General features: G+C 35.6%; 21 protein-coding genes. 7 read left to right on the forward strand and 14 right to left on the reverse strand.

What is annotated here, in order from left to right; genetic code table 11:
* Window positions 1–323: 323 nt before the first annotated feature.
* The 7 genes from GLP24_RS08445 to GLP24_RS08475 form a co-directional block, all read right to left on the reverse strand.
* Entirely contained in the window at window positions 324–614 is a 291-nt protein-coding gene (locus GLP24_RS08445) for a putative quinol monooxygenase (RefSeq protein ID WP_101767699.1), read from the reverse strand.
* A 3-nt stretch (window positions 615–617) separates the two neighbouring features.
* Window positions 618–1,271: an oxygen-insensitive NAD(P)H nitroreductase gene (gene nfsB, locus GLP24_RS08450; protein WP_152653476.1), complete on the reverse strand. Its 654-nt coding sequence runs from the start codon at window positions 1,269–1,271 to the stop codon at window positions 618–620.
* 127 nt (window positions 1,272–1,398) lie between these two features.
* Window positions 1,399–2,250 carry a patatin-like phospholipase family protein gene (locus GLP24_RS08455; RefSeq protein ID WP_152653475.1) on the reverse strand — a complete coding sequence of 284 codons (852 nt, stop codon included), beginning with the start codon at window positions 2,248–2,250 and terminating at the stop codon, window positions 1,399–1,401.
* A 168-nt stretch (window positions 2,251–2,418) separates the two neighbouring features.
* On the reverse strand, window positions 2,419–2,805 hold the full coding sequence (locus GLP24_RS08460) for a DUF2541 family protein (protein ID WP_101767696.1): 387 nt from the start codon (window positions 2,803–2,805) through the stop codon (window positions 2,419–2,421).
* A 207-nt stretch (window positions 2,806–3,012) separates the two neighbouring features.
* A complete protein-coding gene (locus tag GLP24_RS08465) occupies window positions 3,013–4,041 on the reverse strand; it encodes a potassium channel family protein (protein WP_232615855.1) in 1,029 nt (342 codons plus the stop codon).
* Window positions 4,042–4,701: 660 nt separating this feature from the next.
* Complete coding sequence (locus GLP24_RS08470) at window positions 4,702–4,989, reverse strand: hypothetical protein (RefSeq protein ID WP_101767693.1); 288 nt, start codon at window positions 4,987–4,989, stop codon at window positions 4,702–4,704.
* 323 nt (window positions 4,990–5,312) lie between these two features.
* Window positions 5,313–5,978 carry a YoaK family protein gene (locus GLP24_RS08475; RefSeq protein WP_232615856.1) on the reverse strand — a complete coding sequence of 222 codons (666 nt, stop codon included), beginning with the start codon at window positions 5,976–5,978 and terminating at the stop codon, window positions 5,313–5,315.
* 273 nt (window positions 5,979–6,251) lie between these two features.
* Between GLP24_RS08475 and GLP24_RS08480 the strand changes: the two genes are divergently transcribed.
* Window positions 6,252–7,145, forward strand: coding sequence for an IS1595 family transposase (locus GLP24_RS08480; RefSeq protein WP_232615857.1), 894 nt, complete (start codon window positions 6,252–6,254; stop codon window positions 7,143–7,145).
* Window positions 7,146–7,271: 126 nt separating this feature from the next.
* Here the strand turns inward: GLP24_RS08480 and GLP24_RS08485 are convergent, their stop codons facing one another.
* Window positions 7,272–9,149 (reverse strand): 3'-5' exonuclease, encoded by a 1,878-nt coding sequence (locus GLP24_RS08485; RefSeq protein ID WP_232615858.1) that lies wholly within the window; start codon window positions 9,147–9,149, stop codon window positions 7,272–7,274.
* A gap of 211 nt (window positions 9,150–9,360) precedes the next feature.
* On the opposite strand from GLP24_RS08485, the gene GLP24_RS08490 reads away from it, so the two are divergent.
* From GLP24_RS08490 to GLP24_RS08505, 4 genes are all read left to right on the forward strand, one after another.
* Entirely contained in the window at window positions 9,361–9,945 is a 585-nt protein-coding gene (locus tag GLP24_RS08490; RefSeq protein ID WP_232597991.1) for a class I SAM-dependent methyltransferase, read from the forward strand.
* Window positions 9,938–12,367: a DEAD/DEAH box helicase family protein gene (locus tag GLP24_RS08495; RefSeq protein ID WP_232615859.1), complete on the forward strand. Its 2,430-nt coding sequence runs from the start codon at window positions 9,938–9,940 to the stop codon at window positions 12,365–12,367. The genes GLP24_RS08490 and GLP24_RS08495 overlap by 8 nt, the downstream gene beginning before the upstream one ends.
* A gap of 272 nt (window positions 12,368–12,639) precedes the next feature.
* Window positions 12,640–13,596, forward strand: a complete 957-nt coding sequence (gene ylqF, locus GLP24_RS08500; RefSeq protein ID WP_152653462.1) for a ribosome biogenesis GTPase YlqF — start codon at window positions 12,640–12,642, stop codon at window positions 13,594–13,596.
* Window positions 13,597–14,154: 558 nt separating this feature from the next.
* On the forward strand, window positions 14,155–15,315 hold the full coding sequence (locus tag GLP24_RS08505) for an MFS transporter (RefSeq protein WP_227990375.1): 1,161 nt from the start codon (window positions 14,155–14,157) through the stop codon (window positions 15,313–15,315).
* A gap of 81 nt (window positions 15,316–15,396) precedes the next feature.
* Here GLP24_RS08505 and GLP24_RS08510 read toward each other — a convergent pair whose 3' ends face one another.
* On the reverse strand, window positions 15,397–16,302 hold the full coding sequence (locus GLP24_RS08510) for an ROK family protein (RefSeq protein WP_232615860.1): 906 nt from the start codon (window positions 16,300–16,302) through the stop codon (window positions 15,397–15,399).
* A gap of 254 nt (window positions 16,303–16,556) precedes the next feature.
* On the opposite strand from GLP24_RS08510, the gene rodA reads away from it, so the two are divergent.
* Window positions 16,557–17,648, forward strand: coding sequence for a rod shape-determining protein RodA (rodA, locus tag GLP24_RS08515; protein WP_101767671.1), 1,092 nt, complete (start codon window positions 16,557–16,559; stop codon window positions 17,646–17,648).
* Window positions 17,649–17,807: 159 nt separating this feature from the next.
* On the opposite strand, the gene GLP24_RS08520 is transcribed toward rodA, so the two are convergent.
* From GLP24_RS08520 to GLP24_RS08535, 4 genes are all read right to left on the reverse strand, one after another.
* Window positions 17,808–18,803: an outer membrane beta-barrel protein gene (locus GLP24_RS08520; RefSeq protein WP_232575820.1), complete on the reverse strand. Its 996-nt coding sequence runs from the start codon at window positions 18,801–18,803 to the stop codon at window positions 17,808–17,810.
* A gap of 172 nt (window positions 18,804–18,975) precedes the next feature.
* Complete coding sequence (locus GLP24_RS08525; RefSeq protein WP_101767669.1) at window positions 18,976–19,212, reverse strand: DUF3389 domain-containing protein; 237 nt, start codon at window positions 19,210–19,212, stop codon at window positions 18,976–18,978.
* Between the two features lie 5 nt (window positions 19,213–19,217).
* Window positions 19,218–19,646 carry a hotdog fold thioesterase gene (locus GLP24_RS08530; RefSeq protein WP_101767668.1) on the reverse strand — a complete coding sequence of 143 codons (429 nt, stop codon included), beginning with the start codon at window positions 19,644–19,646 and terminating at the stop codon, window positions 19,218–19,220.
* Window positions 19,647–19,858: 212 nt separating this feature from the next.
* Complete coding sequence (locus GLP24_RS08535) at window positions 19,859–20,899, reverse strand: OmpA family protein (protein WP_232615861.1); 1,041 nt, start codon at window positions 20,897–20,899, stop codon at window positions 19,859–19,861.
* Between the two features lie 543 nt (window positions 20,900–21,442).
* On the opposite strand from GLP24_RS08535, the gene GLP24_RS08540 reads away from it, so the two are divergent.
* Window positions 21,443–22,930, forward strand: a complete 1,488-nt coding sequence (locus tag GLP24_RS08540) for an FAD-dependent oxidoreductase (protein WP_101767833.1) — start codon at window positions 21,443–21,445, stop codon at window positions 22,928–22,930.
* 71 nt (window positions 22,931–23,001) lie between these two features.
* On the opposite strand, the gene GLP24_RS08545 is transcribed toward GLP24_RS08540, so the two are convergent.
* Window positions 23,002–23,700, reverse strand: coding sequence for a hypothetical protein (locus GLP24_RS08545; protein WP_232602693.1), 699 nt, complete (start codon window positions 23,698–23,700; stop codon window positions 23,002–23,004).
* Window positions 23,701–23,780 lie beyond the last annotated feature (80 nt).

Genomic DNA, 23,780 nt, shown 5'->3' on the forward strand with positions numbered 1-23,780 from the left:
CATTGAAAGTAGTTTTAATTCGTATATCTTTTTTATAATTAATACCTTACAAGTATACATGCGACAATTAAAATAACCAAAGAGAATGGTTCAGGTTAGACCTATATGATAAATTTATTCAATTAATAAGATAAAATCATAGGTAGTATATGTCTCATTAATATTCTCTAGCCATAATAAAACTTAAACTATTACGTAATATTATGGGGAAAATAACGATCATCATATATGGATATGGATATGGATATGGATATGGATATATTACAGTATGTTTTATAAAAAAATTGCCAGTAACTATTACATATACTGGCAATTATAAAAAATTAACCTACCAAATTCATTGGACGTAATTTTACATATTCAAACAATTTGTATTCTTCAGCTGTCGTTAAAAAATTCTGAAAATGTGTACTTGCTAAATGCTCATCAAGGTGGGCTTGAGAAAGCCACACTTCTTGCATCACAAATAAACCCTCTACATTTTGATCAGTGAACAACTGATAACTCTCACAGCCTTTTTCTAAATGCGTCGGCGCAATCAGTGATTCTAATAGTGCTTGTGCTTTTTCAAGACAGTTAGGATTTGCTTTAATTTCTGCTAATAAATAGATCATGGGTTAACACTCCGTAAAAATTTTTTCATCCGACCAACGTGATTTCGGCACATTAGCATTAAAATCATCAGTACTATGATAGCCAACAGGCACTATCACTAAACTGGTAAAACCTTGCGCGCTTAGATTAAATTCTTTATCTAAAACATCACAATCAAAACCTTCAATAGGCACAGCATCAATGCCCATGGCAGCAACGCCTAATAATAATGAACCAATGTTAAGATAGACTTGTTTTTGCATCCAATGATCAGCATCACCTAGGGTTTTTCGATGTAAATCAACAAAGAAATTACGTCCATCAAACATGCGTTGTTTTGATTGTTCATTAGAGAAACGGCCATCTTGCTGTTCAGATGTTAATAAATCCTTTAGATAATCATCATCAATTGTCGTTTTTGAGCAAAAAACTAACACATGTGATGCATCCAATATTTTAGGCTTATTAAAAACATAAGGGCCTTCAGTCGCTTTTGCTATACGCTGCTTGGCATCATCAGTTGCAGCAACGATAACATGCCAAGGTTGTGAATTCACACTAGAAGCACTTAGCCGAATCAACGCTTTAATTTGTTGTAATTGATCATCAGTTAACTTACGAGAAGGATCAAAAACTTTGGTTGAATAGCGTTTGTTGGCAGCATCAACAATACTCATATTATTTTCCTAGTGCGGTATATTCGTTAAGTAGACACCATACTCTTTCATGATAAAAAGGAAAACCTATCTAACGACTCGATTTTCCAAACTCATATTTAATATCATGTAGCAATACGACTATTGATTAACTCTGCTTTAAATCATCATTAATCATCTTAAATCCAGCTTGACGCCCTAATTCATAGCCTATATTTAGTTTATTTACATCGCGCGTTAATCGCTTAATCAGAAAGTTTTTATTCGGTACAATCGCAGTAATGCGACAATCAGCAGGAGGATTACGGATAAAATACAATGCTTTGTTATAACGCGATTCTTTTGTGAGAAATTCTTGACCAAATACTGGTGTTGTTTTGAATATTTTATGTGTTAGCCAAGGAACTTGATGGCTATGAACAAAATTAGCCTGTGCATGCGATAAAATAACCGTAATATCACGCGCGCCACGACGATAAGCTTCAATAACCGGAATAGGATCAGCGATACCACCATCACTCATGGCAATACCATCCACTTTAGGGAAATTACGGTAAACAATCGGTAATGCACATGTTGCTGTCATCAAACTTTGTAAGTTATCGCGCTTAACTTCAATATAATCAGCATCACCCGTGACAATATTTGTCGTTGTGGCAAATAAAGGGATACCTTGGCTTTCATATTTATCGATTTCTAGTGGCAGATTATTAATACTTTCAGACCATAGCCAATCAATATCGATAAGATTGCCGCCTTTGGCAAAACGAAAATAATTAATAAATGACTTACTACGTGCGTACTCAGTAATTACTTGATAATTGCGCTTATGATTTTTACACAAGTAACCCATTAACACCATTGAACCCGCAGAAACACCAATCGTAAAGTCGAACGGGTTATAATCTTTTTCAAGGAAAGCATCTAAAACACCCGTAGCAAAAATACCACGCATTGCTCCACCTTCAACAACTAAAGCACGTTTAGGTGTATCATTCATAAACATTGATCCTTATAAGTCATGAACTGAATAATATTCAATTATGTATGGGATTAGAATATCAATATAAGACTAATATTACTGCACACAACTATAGAAAAAATCAAAAAAAACGCCATACACTCTCTATAATAAAAAATAGATGACGTTTTCATTTACTTATTAGTCCTATTTTTGACGACCAAAAACTTTAACACCAGCACGCGTACCGTCAGAATTACCATACACTTCTAGCTTCTTCACACAACGTTTATATGAGAATTTACGCCAGCTTGTTTCTTGATTTTTTTTCAGATCACGATAGAAAGATATATTACGTGTTTCGCCATTTCTAAATGTTACTTTAATGCGTTCAAGACGTAAGTTACGTTCTGCCTTTACTTTAATCGCATCGGTATTACGACACACTATTAACGGAATTTTTGCGCCATGATTGCCAATTTCAAGTAAAATAGTACGACCAAGTGTAATTTGATCATAAGCGTGAGCTGCTGATATACTACCGAAAAAACTTAGGCCAACAAATAGGTAAGGAAGCGCTTTTTTTATATTCATGATCTATTAAATAAATAAGCTAAAAGTAGCCGCTATCGTAGCGTATATTCATAAAAAAACGAGCACATAATCACAACTTCATTCCGTATATATCTTAAATTCGGCAATATTAACAACTAAAGTAAGTAAATATCTGTCTCCATCATTAACACATCAGAATAAAAACAATTCGCCCACTTATTTAACGAATAAAACACAGGTTGATCGTTACCAAATAAAATCAGCAATACGTTCATCTGCAATGTAATAAACAATATCACCCGCTTTAATTATCGTCGCTAAACTTGGGTTAATTTCACAGGCTTTATCGTGCTGATGTACCGCAATAATGATCGCTTCATGCCGTTTTTTAAACGTATAATAAATGGACTCCAATGTCATATTTTCAATATTTTCAGGTACTTTACTTGAGTATTGTGTTTGCCCTTTATGTGCACTCACCAATTCAGAATGAATAAAACTTGAACCTTTATCTATTACAGATTTAGCGACTAACTCTGTTGATAATGAAGAAATACATTCTGAATTAGGACAATATTTATGCAATAAATCACGCTTAATTGAGTCATCAAAATGAGCAACCAAATGTGCATCACTATTTTGTTCTGCAATAAATAAGCTTACCGTTAATGTTGCGTCATCTAAATCAGTATCAACAATCACAGCACTTGCCATTGAAAGGCTCGCTCGCTCCATTTCTATCGCATCAGTAAAAGAGTTAACTCGGACAAAATAGATGTCAGTATCAAATGGTGATTCTTCATACTCACACGATACCACCACAATTTCACGTCGACCTTGTTCTTCTCTTCTTAACATTTCCAACAAATGCGGTGTACGACGACTATTGATACCAATAATAATAATATGATTTTTTAATTTCAAATGTTGTTTCCCCCTTCGATTTGCACGCCAAAAATCAGTAAAAAAGACTGCTATTTTACCGATCAATAATGCAAATAAACCCACACCACACGGAATAATAAATAAAGCACTAAAGAGTTGTCCGTATATTGTTGTTGGGCTTAAATCACCATAGCCAACGGTGCTGCTGGTCGTTACTATATAGTAAATAAAACTCACAACGTTATTCGTTAAATGACGCTCATTGGCAAGAACCAAGCCCACCCAACTCGATATCACATAACCACTGATAAGTAATATCAACGTATACCTATTAATTGCCATAAAATGCTTATTAATGACTTGTTTTATGACTTTTAATAGTGCATGCATGTCGTTTCCTTTTGATTTACATCAGATTAACAGTTTAACGAATCCTTACTATCTTGTATGTATAATCAGTAAAATAATGCTAACTAGATCTAAAAATGTTTTTTCATCAAATTTAGATTTAAGTTTATTACTTTTCATATATAAGCAACTTACAAAGCTATTATTAATTTATTTCTAAGTTAATATGAATATTAAAAATAATAAATTTATATAATATATTTACAATAAAAAAGAGCAGTAGAATTATAATAATGCCTATGTTATCTTTATATTAAATTCAATAATAAATATTAATCATGTACTTTATAGTTAAGAATTTAAATAACACATCAGATATTGAACTTAAATTCCCAGTTAATAATAACTTTATCGGTTTATCTGCAATTGAGCGTTCTAATTGTATTCGTTTAATACTCGCTATTTTTGAATCTGCAACAGAAGTGATTAATGATATTATATTTGATGAAGTTTCATTATTCATAAATAAAGAGAATACTATCTATCAAATAACATATACAAAGAAAAAAAACAACTTATCTTATCATGTACACACTAGTAATAATAAAGACCACCCTTCACTACATAAATTCATAGAATAAAAAGCATGCCGATAATCATTAATAATTATCGGCATGCTTTTATTTTACACAATCCAAAATATTACCCATACACTTCTACCTTCTCTGAATAATAAGATTCGCCCTTTTCATCATAACTTTGGCGTTCAGAACAAATAGAAACAGTTCTAAAAGATATATTTTTACAGATAACGCACTGGATTGTTTGGTTTTTACAATTCCAATATATATCTTCATCTACACTAGTTGTACCAAATTGTTCAATTGACGATAATACATAATGATCGGTTATTTTCTGACACTCATTACAATTTATTTGATGCTTATTTTTATCACACTCTATAATATTAGTATCATATGTTATTTTCATATTTCTATACCCTAGATACTTTTTATTATTACTCTTTGATTACTAAATAAAAAATTTAATTCTAATCATCCTTCTTGTTTTAGCTTTTTTGTTAAGCATCTGATTTTTATGTCTAAATTTTTAAATAACCACCATTAAAATTCTGCAACACTTCAACTGGCACCTACTTAATAAACAATTTCAATATTATACAATATAAATGATTAATTTGTTAGATATTAACTTTGATTACAACACGGATGATTTTAATATATAAATTTAATAATCTATATTGCTGTTATTTATAAAACACAACGACAATTATCTTAATAAGAATTACATCATTAATCATTTGTTGTAAACACTCTTAACCAATACAATAATCCCGCTATACACCAAGATAATAATATAGGTATGATTAATGCGTAACTTATTGATAATACCATCAATTGACTACCAACAATCGCGCCAATGAAAATAGACAACCATAAACAGAACTGTTTAATCAAGACGTTTTTATCACCTTGTCCCAATAACAACATAGCCAACTCTCGTCCTGTATTTGCTAGGAAAGCCGTTGCAAATGTTAATGGCATCGCTTTACTTATCGTGATCCTTAATGCAATATTTTGTAACCCCATAGCAAAAGCTAGCACAAAATTAGTTGCCATCGGGATAGTAATTTGTTCAATAAAAAAAGCGCTGCATAACAATATAGAAACTGCACTCATCACCAGCCAACGATAGTTTTTTTTCTGCAATACTGCAATCATTTCACCGACAGTGATCCCTGAAACAAATAGCAAGATCACACCAATATAAGATATTGATTGACTATATTGATGGCTAGAAAGCAGCATCGCTACATGTGTTGTATTACCACTCATAAAAGAGACAAACAAACCATTTTTAAGATGAATAAAACCAATCGCATCAATAATACCTGCGACGAATAACAACATAAATGGCATTGCGGTAAGAATAGCGGGCTTAATTACGGATAGGTTCAATGGGTCATAACATAGGTAGTAATAACAATATGTTATGTATTACATTAAATTTTGGCATTTAACAAGCTATGAGCAGTCAAACTTCTGTTTAAAAACATGAGCTGCTCATCATTAAAGATAAATAGATTTACCTGATTACCACTATTTAACAGCTACTGTTAAATTATCTTCTATACTTTAAGATATTGAAGTATAGGAGTATAGGAGTATAGGAGTAACGTTATACTTAAGAATTAAATCCAATTTCAGAAAGACTTTTCTATACCCGAATTTATGCAAATGTACGGGACAGAAATGCAATGTAAGGAACGTTTATTTCATCTTCGATGGGAAAATGGTTACGTTTGTCCCGACTGTAGGTCTAAAAGCTATTGTAAACTTAAATCACGACCATTATATCAATGCAATAAGTATCACTATCAGACGTCTTTGACAGCTGGTACTCTATTTTCGCATTCAAAATTACCGTTAACCACATGGTTTTTAGCTATTTATCTCATCACTCAAGATAAAAATAGTATTTCAGCATTAGAACTAAAACGTAAATTAGGGATTTTTTACAACGCAGGATGGCGAATAAAACATAAGCTCATGCAAGTGATGAAAGAACATGATGATAATCGAAAGTTAAGCAATATCGTGCAATTGGATGACGCATATATTGGCGGTAAACAAAAAGGCAAGCGAGGGCGTGGTGCCGAAGGCAAAACACCCTTCGTATCAGCGATCTCTTTGAATGAAGAAGGTCATCCTATTTATATGCCGCTAAGTGTTGTTTCTTGTTTTAAAAAACAAGAAATTACAGATTGGGCCAAAAAGCATTTAAAAGAAAAAACATTAGTTATATCAGATGGTTTACCCTGCTTTAATGGCCTGGTAGCAGCAGATATTATTCATGGTTCCTTATCAAAAAATGGTAAGGAACTTCATCAATATGAAGCTGCATTTCATTGGGTAGATACCATGATTGGTAACGTTAAAAATTCAATAAAATGGACGTATCACGCAATTAGAGAAAAACACATTCCTCGTTATTTTGGTGAATTCTGTTTTCGATTTAATTATCGCTTCCGAATTGAAGATATATTCAATACGCTGATTAAATGTGGTACAAAATCACCACCGATGCCAGAGAAGTTATTAACATTGGCTGAAGCTCGGTGGTAATCAGGTAAATTTAATTGCACATGACTGCTTCATTAAAAGTGCATATTCTCTTATCTTATTATTAATAAACACATACGTTATTGGTCTGTAATGCTTCCACTAAGCGGCTCTTAGCAAAAAGTTGCTTTAAATGGCTAATCCCATAGCCTTGTTCGCTATTTTTTCAAAGCTTTTACTTAACTCATTTTCTTTATGATAAGTTATAAGTAAATGCTTCATTGCCCTAGTGAAACCCACATAAAGTAAGCGAACAATAGAAGATATATCTTCTTCATCTTGAGATTGATGGCTACTATCTAAAATAACAACTGTATCAAACTCAAGTCCTTTACTACTGTGAATAGGTAAAATAACCAACTGGTTTTTCTTTGAATCATATTTTTTTTTGTAATCAGATTTAGCCAACCAAATACAATCTATCCCCTCTTGCTTTAAAGCATCAAAAGCCTTTTTACCCATATAACTACTCGGGTACAAAATAGCAATGTCTTGTAATAATTTCCCATCACCTATCCACTTCTTAATACAACAAACTAAAAATTTAACTTCCTCATCAGCGTGCACAAATTGACGAACAATTGGATTTCCACCATATATACCTACAGCTTCAGGTTTAATCACTGGAATATCATCATGATCAGCTTGTTCAAAATAAGTTTGCGCAAATTGATAAGAAAAATTAAGGATTTCTTGGGTATTACGATAATTAAGTTTTAAAATCGTTGTGCGTCCTTGGGCTTGTATACCCACACTTGATAGTGAAAAATTAAGACCATTTTTATGCTTATAAATTGATTGCGCATCATCATATAAAAGAAGCAATGAATTAGTATCAGGATCAACCATCTGAGTGATCAACTTTAACCAATCAGCCTCAAAATCATGTCCTTCATCAATTAATATTGCGCCATATTGTGCTCTTGGAATTTCGCCACTATCTACACCAAGAATCACACTATCAACTTGTCTTTCCCAAATAGCATTATCTCCCTCAACTAACTTAGAATGATAAGTTCTCAACTGCCGCCCACACCAATCATGAAAATGATAAACCTGTACCTTATGTTCTATTTTTTTATCACAAATAAAACTCCGCAGTTTTGCAGCTAACGTAATATTAAAGCATAATATTAATATCGGTTTTTGTAATAACAACGCTAAATGCAAACATCGATAGCCAAGAATAAGCGTTTTTCCAGATCCAGCAACACCATGAATAACTCGATGTCCATCCCCCAAACTTCGAGCTAATAGCTCCTGTTGAATATCCATAATTTTAATAATATCAGGAATATTTCCAGCAAAATTATGAATACTCTGTTCATTCTCGTTGTCATCAAATAATGAGGCTTGTTCTGTAGATTGAATACGTATTTCAGGATAAAGATGCCATCGAATACGATCAATTTGAGGAAGAATTAATCGATGAGGAAACGTATAATTAAACATCCCCCATAATTTACTTTGGAAAACTTCGATATCTACACTTTCTGTCATTTCATCCTTACAAATTACTAAATGTGGTGGTAATACTGTTTCTTGTGCATCAAGAGGAATCGCATCATTTAATTGTTTACGAGTGATATTTGTTAGTACCACACCATAACCATACGGAAAAATTAATGATCCTTGATATTTACCCGTTTGATTGATTAATTGAGGATCGATTTTTAATTTATTTAATACAGTATAAGTACACTGTCGAACTTGCTCTAAAGGATTAGCTTTTCGCTCTAAACCTTTATCGGTATGAAGCACTACTTGTGTACTTGTAATATCAGAGATTGAAGATAGCCTCCAATCTTTAACTTCAATAAATAACAAACCACGATCTGGATGCAAAATAATAAAATCAGGGTAACGCCGTATTTTTCCAACGGGAATATCAAACCAACAAAGACAGTCATCTTCTAAGTGGCTTTCTAACCTTCGAGCAAAACGTTTCTCTCCGGGTGTTATTTTTTTATTAAAATAGGTTGTTAATGTAGGGATTAAAGTTGCCATTACCATTTACTCATTAAAATACTATAAATTCAATATGGTATAAATAGAACTCTTTTCCAAAGCGCACCATAATACATGGTAAAAAATAGCGCATAAGTGTGTATGCTAATATGACATAGCGCATAAATTACTTATTTGATAAAATTTTTATTAAAAAGACAAATATAAATATTTAAGCGTATTATTTAATAAACACTAATTAGGATTTTCGATGTCGATTGATTTCTATAACACCCATGCTGATGACTTTTATCAATCTACGGTAGATATTGATATAAGCCCATTACTTAATCGATTCATTCCCTCTTTAGCACCTACTGCACATATTCTTGATGCAGGTTGTGGTTCTGGTCGTGATAGTAAATCATTTATTGATCATGGTTTCCAAGTAACGGCTATTGATGCTAGTGAAGAACTTGGAAAACTAGCTGAAATATTAATCAATCAGCCAGTAGAAATTACAACATTCCAAAGTTTCGTAACAACAGAAAAATTCGATGCTATTTGGGCGTGTGCGTCACTATTACATGTTTCATCACATGAATTAAATGACGTTTTTAAAAAACTATCAAACTATTTGGTTAATGACGGTATTTTCTATTGTTCATTTAAATATGGTAATGATGATGTAGAAAGAAATAGCCGTTCATTTACTAACTGTGATGAAAAACGGTTAAGCCAATTTATCGCAAATACGCCACTTCAAATCAAAGAAACATGGACAACAAGTGACTTACGCCCTGAACGTAAAAATGAAAAATGGCTAAATGTTATTTTGGAGAAAAATAATGACTGATAGCATTTCGCTGTATACGGGTCATAACCTAACAGTCGGCTCTTATCAGGATCCACTTTTAGACAAACTGGTTATTGCAATTAATCATGCTTCGATTATTGAAATCTCTGTCTCTTTCATTATGAAGTCAGGTCTTGATTTACTTTTTAATGCTTTATTGGATGCTCTTAATCGTGGAGCTGAACTACGTTTATTAACCTCCGATTATTTATCTGTGACACAACCTGTCGCTCTTCGAGAACTGATGCTATTAGTGGATAAGGGCGCAAATGTCCGTGTATTTCAGTGTGAAGGCAATATCAGCTTTCACCTTAAGTCCTACATATTAATTAAATCTCATCATAACCAAATTGTCCAAGGCTGTGCATGGATTGGCTCTAATAATATGAGTAAAATGGCCTTAACTCAAGGCCATGAATGGGCATTACGTTTCGATTATGAAAAACCTGATAATTCAAAGGCAGCACTTGAATTTCATCATATTCGTCAACAGTTTGAACATATATTTACTAACCCTCTAACACATTCATTATCACATAAATGGATCGATACTTATAACACACGCTATAAAAAACAGAACCCACACTTTATACGATTAATAACAACAGAAACAGAGCCAGAATTAGACTCTTTTGTACCTAACAATATTCAAACTGAAGCGCTCCTAGCCTTAGAACAAACTCGCCTAAATGGATATCAGCGAGGATTAGTGGTATTGGCCACTGGTATGGGTAAGACTTGGCTATCAGCTTTTGACGCCAAACAAATGAATGCCAAAAGAGTATTATTTGTTGCTCACCGAGAAGAGATCTTATTACAAGCTGAACGCACTTTTATTCAGCTTAATGAGAACATAAGAACCGGACGCTACAATGGCACATCAAAAGATACGGAAGCAGACTACCTTTTTGCATCGATTCAAACTATCGGTCGTCGAGAACATCTTGCATTATTTGATAAAAAGCATTTTGATTATGTGATCGTTGATGAATTTCATCATGCTAGTTCATCAACCTATCAATCACTATTAGCCTATTTTGATCCTAGTTTTTTACTAGGGTTAACCGCTACGCCTGAACGTTCAGATCAAGCTGATATTCTCTCATTATGTAATAACAATTTAGTATTTGAACGAAATCTTGTTCATGGTATTAATAATAAAATATTAGTGCCGTTTGATTATTACGGTATTTACGATCAATTCGTTAACTACCAAGAAATACCGTGGCGAAATGGTAAATTCGATCCAGCAGCATTAGACACAGCATTTGCGACTCAGCAACGAGCACAGCACATTCTGAAGCACTGGGAGGCAAAGAAACTGACACGAACTCTTGCCTTTTGTATTTCAAAAAAACACGCAGATTATATGGCGAAGTTTTTCTGCAATAAAGGATACAACGCTGCTGCCGTATACAGTAATTCTGCAATGCAGCGTAATGAAGCCTTAACAGCATTACAAAATGGCATTATCGATATTATTTTTTCAGTTGATCTGTTTAATGAAGGAACTGATATCCCATCAATAGACACTATATTGATGATTCGACCAACAGAATCCAAGATCTTATTCTTACAACAGTTAGGACGCGGGTTACGACAATCAAAAGATACCCAAAAGGATAAGTTATTAGTGTTAGATTTTATTGGTAATCACCAATCATTTTTAACCAAACCTTCGACGCTACTTGATATATCAAGCACACGAGAAATCGCTCAACGTTCAGCAAAACAGATTACGCTTACTGACGGCTGTTTTATCAATTTTGATCCTGAATTAACGCAATTTTGGCAAGAGCTTGCCAGCCGTTACAAAGCCACCAGTATTGATGAGTACAGAGAACTAAAAAACATTTTAGATCATCGTCCTACAGCTACAGAATTTATACTAGCTAATTACCGATTAGATAAAGTTAAACAACAACATGGAAGTTGGTTCTCATTAGTCGCCGCAGAAGAACAAACACCTGAGTTGACACATTTGGTTAATAACTACGGTAAATTTCTGCATAATGGTATAGCCCAAACAGCCATGACAAAATGCTTTAAAGCTATTTTACTTGAGGCGTTTTTACATTTAGATGGCTTTACAGCACCACCAACAACAGAAATATTAGCAGAACAAAGCTTACTCGTACTTAATCGTTATCCTGAATTAAAAGCAAAAGATGTTGCTAAAGCCGAGCAACAATGCAAGCCAACGGATTCTCGATGGCATCAATATTGGCTAAAAAATCCAATCAAAGCATACACAACAGCAAATAAAAATGGAGAGCAGTGGTTCTCAATCATTAATGATAGGTTTATTGCTAATTTCATTGTAGATCAAGATGATAAGCCACAATTACATAACGCTGTAAAAGAACTGGTTGATTTACGATTAGCTCAGTATGTGCAAAGAAATACTAAGAATCCGATTTAACTCTCTTTTTAATAACGTTTATATAATATTTCCAAAGATATTCAGAACAATAACTAACCATGCTTACGGCGCTGTAACGTCTAAATACATTAACGGGCAAGCATCCCCTAGCAGTTATGGTAAACTCAGTGATAAGTATTTGTATGTAAGCGATCGCAGCATTAATAGTGTGGATAGTAAATGTCATCCACCGTTATCGTTTACAAAAGTTTTTAGTACCCCCTGATGTACCCCATGGGGCTACTAGCAAAAATAAAGAGTATAAAAATCAAATGACTAGTCAAACAATTCAGTGGTTCCCGGGGCATATGCATAAAGCCCGTAAAGAAATTGAAGAGGCAATGCCAAAAGTCGATGTAATCATCGAAGTGTTAGATGCCCGTATTCCTTTTAGTAGTGAAAATCCGCTAATTAAATCATTCCGTGAAACGAATGACGGCAAGCCTGTTGTTAAAGTACTTAACAAACGTGACTTAGCTGATCCTGAAATGACCCAATTGTGGATTGATCATCTTGAAAAAGAACAAGGTGTAAAAGCAATTGCGATTACGACAGAAAACTTGAACGAAGTTAATCAGATTCTGGATCTCTGCCGTAAGCTTGCACCACAACGTGAAGATGCAGGTAAGAAAATTCGTACGATGATCATGGGGATTCCTAACGTAGGTAAATCAACCATTATCAATGCCCTTGCGGGTCGTTCTGTTGCAATTACAGGTAACCAACCTGCCGTTACTCGTCAGCAACAACGTATTAATTTAGATAATGGTATTTTACTGTCTGATACTCCTGGGATTTTGTGGCCAAAAGTAGAAAACCCGCACAGTGGTTTTCGTTTAGCGGCAACAGGTGCGATTAAAGATACTGCCATGGATTATATCGATGTTGGCTTCTTTGCTATTGAATACCTGATTAAAGCCTACCCTGATTTGATCAAAGCACGTTACAACCTTGACGATGACTTACCTGAATCTGCAATTGAATTAATCGAAGAGATCGGTCGTAAGCGTGGTTGTTTAAAAGGCGGTGGTCGTGTTGATTTACACAAAGCCTCTGTTATTTTGATTAATGAATTACGTAATGGCACCTTGGGTCACATCACGCTTGAACATCCAGACATGATCACTGAAGAATTGATCAATGTTGCGATTGCATCTGAACGTAAAATAGAAGAAAAGATTAAGAAAAAAGAAGAGCGTCGTAAGCGTTACCTTAAAAATAAACGCTAAGTAATAAAACAATATTTTTTTACACAAGTTTTAATAGTCACTTCTATCTGTTTATTAATTTATATCTGATAGAGTGACTTTTTTTATGCTTTTAATAAACCCAGATATAAAAGAAAACTTTTTATTGGTCAGCATTAATTTTTTTCGTATTAAATCTAAAATCACGACACCTCAAACTCAATTACAACACTAATGATTTTATTGTTACTTATTGATTTATCCGCCCAATAAACAAATATAACCCATTAAATAATAAGTTCTTTTGTTAATTAATTATTCTATTAAAAGCATGTGATTAAATTCACCTCTAAGCATTTTTTCTATACCGATACGATTATAAATAAAAGCATCATTTCGGATTAGTTTTTCTCATTTTACTCGCGTCGCCGTTGCGTGAATAATCGCTCCGCTTTCAGTCGGAAGCAAACTTAAACAGCACTGTCTCTTCCTCCCTCCTACCTTTTTCGGTCGGCGGGTTTTTGACTACTCTTTACAGGGTTACTCCTTTATATAAAGAGACAGATTATCTAAACCGAATTTAATGTGGAGAGTACGGTAGTGCAACACACCACTACTTGTCATAAAAGTAACGGCATGCTTGTGCCCGTTGCTGGACTAACTGTATTTGCAATCGCTTCAGGCTACTTAATGAGCTTGATCCCACTATCATTAGCAAATTTTAATATTGATAGTAGTTATGCCAGTTGGTTAGCGAGTATCTATTATCTTGGCTTATTAATAGGGTCATTAATGATCGAACCTATTATTGCTAAAATAGGTCACCGCATTGCCTTTATTAGCTTTCTTACATTATTAGCGTCAACGGTTGCTGTATTACCTTTGTTTCCACATAAAGAACTATGGCTATTTTCACGTTTAATTGCAGGTATGGCTGTAGCCGGTATTTTTGTTGTTGTTGAATCATGGTTATTGATTGGCGACAGTGCAAAAGAGCGAGCTAAACGTCTTGGGTTTTACATGACGTCATTGTATGGCGGTACGACTATCGGTCAGCTTGCTGTGGGTTACTTTGGTGTACAAGGTTTTGTACCTTTTATCGTGATCTTAGTCCTATTATTTATTGCCGTTTTGCCCCCCTTGTTTATTAAGCAAGGTCAGCCAGACAGCCATGGACACCAAGTGCTTTCTCTTAAACAAATTTCACGTTTAAGTAAGCCAGCAATTATTGGTTGCATCACATCTGGTGTGGTGATGGGAAGTATTTATGGTTTGATGCCATTAGCGCTTAAAGCCAGCTCACTTTCTACCAATCAAGTTGGTGTATTAATGGCGGCGATTATTCTTGGCGGCATGGTTATTCAGCCAATTATTAGCAAGCTTTCTATTGTAATGAGCAAGACGTTATTACTTGCATTAATGTCATTACTTGGTGTGTTTGCAATGGGTTTAACCTATTTATCGTCAGATTACATCATGCTGGTTAGTGCATTAGCGTTATTAGGTATGTCAGCATTTGCGTTGTACCCAATTGCGATTACGCTAGCATGTGACAATTTAGATTCGTCTTACATTGTTGCTGCCACCCAAGTAATGCTATTTAGTTACAGCATTGGTTCAGCATTAGGTCCTATTGGTGCGAATAGCTTCATGGCGGAGCAAAATGGTTTGATGGATTTCTTCTTTATCGTGCTACTAGCAACCGCTATTTATATGCTATTTGCAAGTTTACAACGCAAGCCTCAAGTATTGGCAAGCTGATACACAGTATGCGTAAAAAAGGGCATAATGGTTAATACCGTTGTGCCCTTTTTGTTATGTTGTTAGTTAGTTTGGTCGATCTTATTTTACCAATACCGCAGCACCAAAGACACCTGCACTATCACCTAAATCTGGCTTCACAATCTGAGTGTTTAACTCACCATTAAATAAATGTGGCAATATGGCTTGCTGTGCTTGTTGGTATAAAACATCGATATTACCCACACCGCCGCCAATAACAATTACATCAGGATCAAGCACATTTATAATCTGTGCAGCAGCAATACCAAAGTAATGTGACATTCTGGCCAATGTTGCTTGAGCGTGAAGATCATTTCCAGCGGCGCGCTCCACTATTTCTGGTAATGATAATTCGACGCCAGATTGTTCAAAGTAGAACCGTTCTAAGCCTTTACCTGAAATAACGGTTTCTAAACATCCTGATTGACCGCAATAACAAGGAGCGCCATTAGGCTCTATAACATTATGTCCCCACTCTCCGGCAATGCCATGACAACCATATAGACATTTACCATTAACGACCACACCAGAACCAACACCAGTACCCATGATGATGCCAAACACGACTTCAGCATTAGGCTTTACTCGCTTTGCTGCACCAAAATGTGCTTCAGCGAGAGCAAAACAATTCGCATCATTGGCTAATACAACTTGTGCATCTAATAACTGGGAAAGATCTTTATCAAGCGGTTTGCCATTAAGTGCGGTTGAATTACAATTTTTCATCACTCCATGACGAGGATCTAACGTCCCTGGCGTACCAAAACCAATCGCTAAAGGTCGTTGCCCTAATTGTTCAGCACATCGATCAATCAGTAATTTAATCTGATTTAAAATATGGGCATAGCCTTGATCGCTTTCTGTTGCTATACGTTCTCTGACGATACATTTATCGGTACTACGCTCAATCACTGCACATTCAATTTTTGTGCCGCCTAAATCAACACCCCAGTAATAACGATCCATTCCTACTCCACTGCGATTTTATTATTTTCAGTTATTATATTAAGCCATAGTATTAAATACTGCGACATTGTCGAAAAAACACTCAATCACCATGATTATTAGCAGTATTTAAGACAATAATTTGTGTATTTATTAGGTTAATGCAACAGAAACACATTTTATTGCAAAATATATCTTGTAGCGAAGCGATAATATTTTAAAGTAGCGGTAATTATCATCGATGCGCAATTACGCGTGGTTTACAGTAGTACTTAATGAATAAATACCGTCCTTATCTTGATCTACCACTTTGTATATCAATTCTTCTTCTAATCACGTTTAGTTCATTAACAGTATGGAGCGCAAGTAGCTTTAGTGTTCCTATTATTGAACGTCACCTCATTCGAGGTATATTGGCTATTGGTGTATTAATTTTAATGTCGGCCATTCCTCCGGCTATCTACCAACGCTATGCACCTTATTTATTTGTTATTACTGTGGTTTTCTTACTTGGTGTGTTTGTTCTTGGTGATAGTACGAATGGTTCTCGACGTTGGTTAGCCCTTGGCCCTATTCGTTTTCAACCCTCAGAATTGGTTAAAATTGCTGTTCCATTAATGATTGCATGGGTATTAATTGCAGAAGCTGGGCGTCCAACGCTCAAAAAAGTACTGATTTGCCTGATGATCACAGCTATTCCTGCGGGACTTATTTTTATCCAGCCCGACCTTGATGGCGCTATTTTTACTATTTTGTATGCTTTGTTTGTACTTTTCTATGCAGGCATGAGCTGGAAGCTAATTTCGACAGTATTAGGGATTATTGGTGTCATCATACCGCTAGCGTGGTATTTCGTGATGGAGACTTACCAAAAAAAGCGGGTATTACAGTTTCTTGATCCTGAATCTGACCCCCTTGGTTCTGGTTATCAGATCATCCAATCAAAAATTGCCATTGGGTCTGGCGGCATACGCGGCAAAGGCTGGACAGATGCAACTCAAGGTAATTTAGGATTTATTCCAGAAAGCCACACTGACTTTATTTTTTCAACTTTTGCTGAAGAATGGGGTTATTGGGGTAGCGTCTTTTTGTTGGGGATCTACGCCTTTATGACATTTAGAGTGATATGGTTAGCAAATCAATCAGAATCACCATTTGCGCGCTTAGTCAGTGCCGCTTTCGCGTTAAGCTTCTTCCTTTATAGCTTTATTAATATTGGCATGGTGAGTGGCGTATTACCTGTAATGGGAAGCCCACTGCCTTTCTTTAGTTATGGTGGTTCTGCCATTATTACGCAAGGGGCTATATTTGGCATGATCATGTCACTCTGCCTGCGTAAAAAATCTATTTGTGCGCCATGTAAATAAATCCATTAACGCTCAAATTATCAAATAAAAAAGGCCAGCTATGTTTATTTCAACATAACTGGCCTTTTTATTGATGCTGTTTTTATTACTGCTTTTTTATTACCGCAATTTTTATTAAATAACAGGTTCTTCAATAACAGCCGGTTTTAATAACACAGATTAACGCTCAGATGCGGCTTCTGTTGCAATTTTCAGCGCTGGCGATGTAATTTCTACACGACGGTTTTGCGCACGACCTTCAGCCGTTGCATTGGTTGTGATTGGATGTTGTTCACCCATACCTTGTGCTGTCACTTGTGCAGGGTTTGTCACATATTTTGCTAACTCAGATGCCACAGCATGAGCACGCTTTTCAGACAAGGCTTGGTTATAAGCCGCAGTACCTGTATTTGAGGTATAACCTGTCACAACAATCGTTGCGCTTGGGTAACGAGTTAAGCGTTTAGCCATTGGCTGTAGTGCTCTCTCATTCGCTGCGGTTAATTTATACTGATTAACACCATAATCTAATGATAATGTTGAAGGCTCAATAGTCACTGTTTGCGCCATCGCAGGAGCAATCGTATCAACAACCGGTGCTGCACCCCAGTTGTAAACAAGGCTTAGACCATAGAAGTTAGTATCAAAGCTATACGCTAAATCAGTACCACGAGGCTTTGATGATAAATCATGATAATACTGATACTCTAAACGTGTTGATAGATGATCCGTTAATTGATATTCAACACCTGCACCAACAGTGCCCACAAGGTGATCATCAGTATCACTTACGCCATTACCATGGTAAGCCGTTAGCATGTAACTACCACCCGCTTTCGCGAATAAGCCCCAGCTATCATTAACATGCCATGTTGCTTTACCTGTTAAATCAAACGCGTGTTGCTTAATATTTTGATGGTTAACTTGTGCATCACCTAACCACGTATAGCCAGTCTCAACAGCAAACCATGGCGTAATGTTATAGCCAGCAAAAATACCAGCACCAAGATCGTTTTGCTTTAGACCAAGGTTAGAAGCATGATTATTTTGTTCAAAATGAGAATAGTTAGCATCACCTAAACGAACACCAACATAATAAGGATTAGCAGGTGCTGCTTGAGCAACACCTGAAATAAGAACAGCGAGTGGTAATAGTGCAAAAAATTTATTAGACATACTATTTACTTTATAGTGATTGATATTAAATAAGTTCTGAATGCAGTTGTCTGCAAACGGAGTTAATAATGCCAAAATAGCATTTCATTGTCATAAGTAAATAAAACTTAAACCACCGAAGCATAGCCAACATCAGTACCCGCTCATAAAATATAAATATTCAACCAACAAATCAATAGTGTGTGATTGCAATACCTATTTCAGTCGCCAACTGCTGCAATTGTTCATCAGTATCTAATTTAATTGACCAATTTAAACCACTGCCAACAGCAGTGATCACATTAGCCCCACCAATTAATGTTAGTTCGTCGACTTGTGCTTGCATCATCATTCGACAACTGCCATCAATACGAATAACAACTTCATGTTGCGTTGCAATAATTTTGCCTTGAGAGAAAGTAATGATCATTATATTTACTGCTTTTTATGTTTTAAAACGGCCATCGTCAAACGGCTAGTACAGACTAAACGCTGACGTTCATCGCGAATTTCAATCTGCCATACCTGCGTTGTTGCGCCAATATGTAACGGTGTGGCTTTTCCTGTCACAAAACCACTACGAACCGCACGAATATGGTTCGCATTAATATCTAAGCCCACACAATAATATTCACTGCTAACAGCAAAGTTTGCAGCTAATGATCCCAATGTTTCGGCTAATACCACGGACGCACCACCATGTAACATACCTAACGGTTGATGCGTACGAGAATCAACAGGCATAGTGGCTGATAATGATGAATCATCGACAGCAACGTATTCAATCCCTAAATGCTCAACTAATGTATTTTTAGAGGTTTGATTAAAAAGTGCTAATGTAAACGGTCGTTGCCAAATCGTCATAATATTCTCCACTTATGGGCGCTTTATGCTATTTATTCAATGAGCAATGATAACACTCTTAGAATAAGTCATAAAAATAATACTCATGTTATGAAATACAACAGCCGTAAAATTTCCATATCAAAAGATTCACAAAATGAAGGTATAAAAAAAGCGCCAATTAGGCGCTCTTAAAAATATTATCGATTTCTATTTATTAGCTAAGCTAATCGTTATTGAGCAACAGCAGCTACAGCAGCTTGTTCAATTTCAAAACCTGGAGTCGTTACATCAGCACGACGGTTTTGAGCACGACCTTCAACTGTATCATTCGATGCAGCAGGATCTAGCTCGCCACGACCTTCAGCAGATACACGGCTTGGATCAATGTTAAAATGCTTAGTTAAGTACGTTGCAACTGTTAATGCACGCTTCTCAGAAAGTTTTTGATTATATGCTTCTACACCAGTGCTATCAGTGTGACCAATAACAACAAGTTGTGCTTCAGGGAAGTTTACAAGACGCTGTGCAATTGGTTCAAGACGCTGCATATCTTGCTCAGATAGTTCATTACTATCAAATGCAAATGGCATTTCAACAGAGATTGGCTCAAGTTGAATAGTTGATGCTTCAACAACTTCAGCAACAACAGGAACTACAGCGGCTGGTGCACCCCAACCATAAACAAGGCTCATACCGTAGTAATGTGCATCCCAATCAAGTTTAGTATCGCCGGGTTTCACTTCCATATCGTGGTAGTACTGGTATTCAGCACGAGCAGAAAGGTTATTTGTGAAGTGATATTCAGCACCAAGACCAGCCGTTGCAATTAAGCTATCATCACGATCTGAAATGTCATTATCTTTAAAATGAGAGAACTGCCATGCGCCACCAACTTTAGTATATAGATCTAAAGAGTCAGTTGCTTGATACGTGAATTTACCTACAAGATCAATTACTTGTTGCTCAATCTTGCCGTCATCATGATGATCATCACCTTTAAGAGTAACTTCACCTAACCAAGTGTAACCAGTTTCAATAGCAAACCATGGCGTTACGTTGTAACCCATGAAGATACCACCAGCAAAGTCATCTTTATCGATTGACGCTTCTTGACTTGGGTTAGTATGTACATTACCTGTTTTCGCATCGAAATCAGCGTAATGAACACCACCAGCGCGAGCACCTACATAGAATGGATTTACTGTTGCTGCATTTACAGCACCAGAAACAAGAAGTGCAAGAGGCAAAATCATTAAATTCATTTTAGACATTATTTATCCCTTATTATATTTATTATCACTACTGCTGTTTTTCGATGTCTCAACATGAAAATATAATTCACGACCATATTTTTATATTTAAGTTCAAAAAAACATAATTTAATTTAGCAAAAGAAAAAATAAAAATCCAGAACAAATAAATACTCCTAACGAATAAAATCCATAATAACATGATAATAAACAGTTTTATTATCATGTATTTTTTCACATTTACTTAAAATGCAAAAAAAATATTTTTTAAAGATATAATAAGCATTACAACTATAACAGTAAAAAACACTAACCACACAAACATAAAGCAACAAAAAAGACACAACAAAACCTATCACAGTAAAAAATAAAACATAACGTCAACAAAACAATACTTATAAAAAAGATATAAATAGCCTTTTAATCAAATTTTAATTAGCTACTTTCGCTTTACCTTATTACAACGTAAAATGACGAATCTTATCCATTCAAAGGATTTATAGCGCATGTCGTTATTAAATAAATCTTTTTGGTGTTTTTAGCTGATTTACGTGCTCAAGTATGATGAATTTAATTGAAAGTAAAACGACATCCTTGCCCCACTCAGATTTACCGACAACCGTGGGTATTATTGGTGGTGGTATAGCAGGATCAACTATTGCACTTCGATTAGCTGAACAAGGTATTCATGTTCAACTTTTTGAGGAAGGAAAAAGCTTAGTTAATGGTCCTCCAATTTGCCACTTGCACGCAGGTGGTAATCTTTACCGTGAAATATCAGATCAACAATGTATAACGTTACTCAAGCAATCTATTGATACGTTGCGCGTTTATCGCCACACAACCAATATTAGACCCACCGTTATTGCAATCCCTTGCAATGATGTCGGCAATCCTAATGACTTATTACCCCGTCTCGCGTTATTACAACAAACTTACCAAACACTTGTAGAACAAGATCCTAAAAATGGTGTTCTTGGTGATCCAAAAGATTACTTCAAATTATATCAACGCCATGATTTAGAGCGCCTTGCATTACGCGCTAATCCTGAGCATCCACTAACACCCGATCAATGGATGATCCCTGTTGCTAAATCTATCAATCTAGATCAGTTCAAATATCCATTAGTCATGGTGCAAGAATATGGTTTAAGTGTGTTTAGAATTGCCGCAACCTTGACCCTTGCATTGAACAAGCTCACACAATGCCATGTACATACCAATACTAAAGTAACGTCGTTAATTGAAAACGAACAAGGTCTGGGCTGGCAAGTCAGTTATCAAGATTCAGCGAATCAACAACATCAAATCAATGTTGACTATTTAGTGAATGCTGGCGGTTACCGCACAGGTACTATTGATGACTTGGCACATATTCCACGTCAGCGGATGGTTGAATTTAAAGCGGCTTATATTACTCACTGGTCACAATGTGATGCGCAATGGCCAGAAGTGATTTTCCATGGCGAACGAGGAACGCCAAATGGTATGGCGCAATTAACCCCATACCCTGATGGATTTTTCCAATTACATGGCATGACGCAAGATATTACGTTATTTAAAAATGGATTAGTGTCATCAAATGAAGACAGTGCTCAACCACAATTGAATGCGTCTTTTAAAGAGAAACTACAACAGCATTGGTCACAGCAAGAGATTGAACAACGCACTCAACGCGCGATTAATCATATGGCGCAATTTGTGGGTAAGTTTGAACAAGCAACGGTGGGTGGTAAACCATTATTTGGAGCACAACAGATTCCAGGTAATGATCCGACATTACGCGCAGCTGATGTCTCTTATTCTCATCAACGTTATGCTCGCTCTGAAATTGTAAAAGCATCGTCGGCGTTATCTGTTGCTGATGCCATTATTGATCAGCTTGCGGCATTACATTTAATTGTACGGCCTACACAGCAAACCCGTGAAAGTGAATTCCCAATATCTCAACAATTAAGTTTGCACGATATTGTAGCGTATGCTGAAAAGTTAGCCGCAGAGCGTGGTTTTCCGACCTCACTTGCCCGCCCTATTGGTCACAATATAAAATAGCCCTTAGATAACAATAAAAGTAGCTGTCATAGCAGCTACTTTTAATCTCTATACTTCAAATAGAATACGATTTATTTCTTACCTATTTCGGCATTAATGACAGACAAAGCCTGCTGTTGAGAACCTAATAACGCTTGTTTATCTTTTAATAGCCCTAACTGCTGATCATAATTATCGCAATCTTTTTGTGACACCCAATTCCAACTGTTACCCGATTTAAATTCATCACACGCTTTTTTAAAGCCTTTTGCTGCTTGCTTTAACTCTGCAACATTAGCTTCGGTTGCTTGTACATTGGCCTGCATTTCAGCTTGACGTTTAAAATACTGTTGCGATTTATCAATCACCACTTGTTGTTTGGTGGTGGTGGTTTGTAACTTAACCACTTCAGTATCTAATTTCTTTTTCGTTACTTCTAGCTTTTGTTTGGTTGCCACTAATTTTTGTTTTTTTTGCGTAAGCAATGCTAACTGAGCTGAAAACTCTTTTTTTTGCTTATCCATTAATTCTGTCATTGCCGTTAAATCTTTCGTTGTCTGCTCTAACTGCTGACTTTGTTTCTCGTTACTTGCCACCAATATTTGATATTGTTCAGTACTGTGATCAAGTCGCTTCATTTGAGACTGTAAATGTTGTTGGCAACTAAGAAGATCAGGAGCGTTAGCCTCTTTTTCAACTTTTATACCGACACCATAGCCAATGGCACCACCAGCAATAAGCGCTAAAAGAGAGAATAACAAAGGGGTTTTGCTTGTCGTTATCATAGACATAATCACTTTCTCTATTTTATTTTTCGGATTAAGAACAACTAATACATTTACCTATTGATGAGGTTAACACTTTGCTTATA

Source organism: Photobacterium carnosum (assembly GCF_021236965.1).
Taxonomy (GTDB): domain Bacteria; phylum Pseudomonadota; class Gammaproteobacteria; order Enterobacterales; family Vibrionaceae; genus Photobacterium; species Photobacterium carnosum.